This is a genomic window from Actinomycetota bacterium (genome assembly GCA_005774595.1).
In the GTDB taxonomy this organism is placed as follows: Bacteria; Actinomycetota; Coriobacteriia; order Anaerosomatales; family D1FN1-002; genus D1FN1-002.
The window spans coordinates 1-2,121 of sequence record VAUM01000323.1 but is presented as its reverse complement, the minus strand read 5'-3'; the positions used below and the strand labels follow the sequence as shown (position 1 = coordinate 2,121).

Sequence of the window (2,121 nt, the reverse complement as noted above, 5' to 3'; positions counted from 1 at the left end):
CGCAGGAAGCGCCTGTTGGGCTGGTGCTTCGAGTTGCGGGTCAGGTACTGGGTGCTCGGGTGTGGCTACGCGAGCGAGCCTGAACGAGTACCGCGAGGCTGCAGACAGAGACTACCGAAGCCACCCATAGCCAGTACCCGCTGCTGAACCAGAAGCCGAGATTCGTGCCACTCCAGAGATCGAACAGCGCCTGGCCGAGGACTACCACCGCTACCGCAGCGCTCACGTGCCATGCGTTCAGGCGGGCGGCACGGCCGAGAAGAAGGAGACCCGCGGCAGTCACGGCCGAGCTGATGACCACGGTCGCGCCGTCGAGAACGAGGAGGAATCCCGGACCGGGCGCTTCAGTGCCGGGCAACATGTCCCGCAGAGGGAAGATGGTTGAGTTGAGCACGGTCGAAACGAGCACGGTCAGCGGCTCAAAGCCGACAAGGATGACGATTCCCGCCACGACCACACACGTGATGGCGACTGCGGCGTTCTTGGCAACGCTCAGGGCCTCCGACATCTCGCGCCTCCCTGCAGATTCACCCCGCCCAACGTTCTTGCGTTTCAGCGGAGCGCGCCTGCGCGCCGCCTTCAATGCCGATTCTAGTCCTCAGGCGCGCTTCCGCTGGAAACGCGGGTTGGGCTGGCGCCGTTGAACCAGTCATCGAAGCTGTCTGAGTCAGCTGCCAGATCGGCTGGCGCTTCAGCCTCCTGATACGAGTCGAATGCCGACGCCGCAGCCGGCGTGTAGAGAATCCAGATTGACACGCCGCAAGCGACCGCTGCGCCGATGAGTTCTCCCAACGTGATGAGTCTGGCCGCTGAGCCGCTGAAGGCGAGTCCGAACAGGTAGCTCACCTGGAGTTGCATGTCCGCAGGGGTTGCGGCGACGTATAGCCCGAGACCCATGCTCCAGACGCCGACAACCACCGCCCAGAACGTGGCCCACTTGCGCGATGACGGCTTTGCTTGGAACAGACCGACGCCGACCGGCAGCATGAGTGCGAACACCTCGAAGGTCATCACGCCGCGGAAGACCAGATCCGCGATCATGCTGATGAGGGCGAGTCCGCCGAACCCGCAGAATGCGGATGCGACGATCTTCAAACGGAGCGGCACTACATTCTCCTGCGCTCAGCCCAACGTCCTGCGCTTCAGCGGAGCGCGCCCCGCTCCGCCTTCAAGACCGATTCTACGCCGCAGGCGCGCTTCCGTTGGAAGCGCTGGTTGGCCCGCTGGCGTCATGCGGTGTCGAACCCGCGTGGCCGGTGACGAAGTTACCGGCCCGCAACCCGCCCCGGACGCCATCTGCGAGATCGAAGGACCGGCGGCCTGCGGTCCGGGATCGCCCCCGGGCGCACCCTCTCGAAGCACAAGCACGCCGCCATGGGGGCTAACGTTTCTGCGCTTCAGCGGAGCGCGCCGCGCTCCGCCTTCAAGACCGATTCTACGCCGTAGGCGCGCTTCCGCTGGAAGCGCCTGTTCGACACACGCGGTCGCGTCGGTGCTACGGAGCGGGAACCCATCGCGAGGCGTCCATCGCGGAGACGATCGAGACGTCGAATGCGTCTCTGACCGCGCGATAGCGCACATCTTCCTGCCATGCGGCCATCGCGTCGGCGGAGGCCCAGACCGTGTGAAGGTGGTACGTGCGCTCGGCGCCGAGCACCTTGGCGGCAACCAGCTTCTCAAGTCCGGGGAACCCCTCAGTCGCTCCGAGCGCACTGGTGAATGCTGCGACGAATGCGGATTCCGCTTCGTCGTCCTTCAGCGTGACGGTGATGGTCGACAGGATGCTCACGATGCTCCTTCCGGCGGGGGCGGGGTCTTCCCGCGGGACCGCGGCCGGCCTCCTACTCCTCGCGGCTCAGCGGCGGACGTGCGATGAAGTATGCCATCCCGCCCGGAGGTCCGAAGACAACAGGCAGCAGCAGCAGCCACCAAGGAAGCCGCCGCCTGCGGATGTCGATCGCGACCGCGATGTCGATGACAACCATGCAGGCGACGAGATAGACGACGGCGAACGGGCTGAACTCGAGCGTCACGGACCTTCCTCCTCGCGTTGTGTCGAACGTTCGGCGCTTCAACGGAGCGCGCCGCGCTCCGCCTTCAAGATCGATTCTACGCCGTAGG

At 65.4% G+C, this 2,121-nt stretch carries 4 protein-coding genes; all 4 read right to left on the bottom strand.

All coding sequences use genetic code 11. From position 1 onward, the window contains the following. Window positions 1-40 precede the first annotated feature (40 nt). A complete protein-coding gene (locus FDZ70_09660; protein TLM69562.1) occupies window positions 41-508 on the bottom strand; it encodes a hypothetical protein in 468 nt (155 codons plus the stop codon). Window positions 509-591: 83 nt separating this feature from the next. Then, on the bottom strand, window positions 592-1,095 hold the full coding sequence (locus tag FDZ70_09655; protein TLM69561.1) for a hypothetical protein: 504 nt from the start codon (window positions 1,093-1,095) through the stop codon (window positions 592-594). 400 nt (window positions 1,096-1,495) lie between these two features. After that, window positions 1,496-1,792: a hypothetical protein gene (locus FDZ70_09650; protein TLM69560.1), complete on the bottom strand. Its 297-nt coding sequence runs from the start codon at window positions 1,790-1,792 to the stop codon at window positions 1,496-1,498. 49 nt (window positions 1,793-1,841) lie between these two features. After that, complete coding sequence (locus FDZ70_09645; GenBank protein TLM69559.1) at window positions 1,842-2,033, bottom strand: hypothetical protein; 192 nt, start codon at window positions 2,031-2,033, stop codon at window positions 1,842-1,844. Window positions 2,034-2,121: the final 88 nt, after the last annotated feature.

What these genes read in the sequence shown, in the direction of transcription:
- FDZ70_09660 (TLM69562.1), bottom strand. Translation starts at nt 508, where the DNA reads ATGTCGGAGGCCCTGAGCGTTGCCAAGAACGCCGCAGTCGCCATCACG.